The sequence below is a fragment of the Streptomyces sp. NPDC003635 genome, from assembly GCF_053587635.1.
Window position 1 is genome coordinate 1 of the sequence record NZ_JBSFOK010000129.1, and the last position, 1,069, is coordinate 1,069.

General features: G+C 71.8%; 1 protein-coding gene. It reads left to right on the forward strand.

The features are described from left to right. A partial coding sequence (locus tag ACWDRW_RS40320; RefSeq protein WP_451733584.1) for a beta-ketoacyl synthase N-terminal-like domain-containing protein occupies positions 1 to 1,069 on the forward strand: 1,069 nt, incomplete at both ends.

A 1,069-nucleotide genomic window follows, 5' to 3' on the forward strand; every position in this document is an offset into this window, starting at 1 on the left:
GTCGAGGCCGGGCGGCCGTTCAAGGACCTGGGCTTCGACTCCCTGACAGCGGTCGAACTGCGCAACCGCCTGAACACGGCGACCGGCCTACGACTGCCCGCCACCCTCGTCTTCGACCACCCCACCCCCGTCGCCCTCACCCAGCACATCCGCTCCCAGGTGTCCGGGCTGCCCGACATCACCGAGGAGCGGAGTGCGGCGGTCCTCGCCGGTCCGGCGGACGAGCCGATCGCGATCGTCGGCATGGCGTGCCGTCTTCCGGGCGGCATCGACTCCCCGGAGGAGCTGTGGCGGCTGGTCCTCGCCGGGGAGGACGCCATCACCGCCTTCCCCCAGGACCGCGACTGGGACGACGACCTCTACGATCCCGACCCCGAGACCCAGGGCAAGACCTACGTCCGGGGCGGCGGCTTCGTGCCGGACGCGACCGAGTTCGACGCCGGGTTCTTCGGTATCTCGCCGCGCGAGGCACTGGCCATGGACCCGCAGCAGCGGCTGCTCCTGGAAACGTCCTGGGAGGCCGTGGAGCGGGCGGGCATCGCTCCCGGATCCCTGCGAGGCACCCGGACCGGGGTCTTCGCCGGCGCTCTGGCCTCCGAGTACGTGGCACGGCTGAACGCCCTCCCGGACGGCATCGAGGGCTTCCTCGGCACCGGCAACATGTCCAGCGTCACCTCCGGCCGGGTCGCCTACCAACTGGGCCTGGAGGGTCCGGCCGTCACCGTCGACACCGCCTGCTCGTCCTCGCTGGTCGCGCTCCACCTGGCGGCGCAGTCGCTGCGCAACGGCGAGTGCGACATGGCCCTGGCGGGCGGTGTGACGGTGATGTGCACCCCCACCGGGTTCGTGGAGCTGAGCCGTCAGCGCGGTCTGTCAGCGGACGGCCGCTGCAAGGCGTTCGCGGGCGCCGCCGACGGCTTCGGCCCCGCCGAGGGTGCGGGTGTGCTGGTGGTGGAGCGGTTGTCGGATGCGCGTCGTCGTGGTCATCGGGTGTTGGCGGTGGTGCGGGGTTCGGCGGTCAATCAGGACGGTGCGTCGAATGGTTTGACGGCGCCGAATGGTCCGTCGC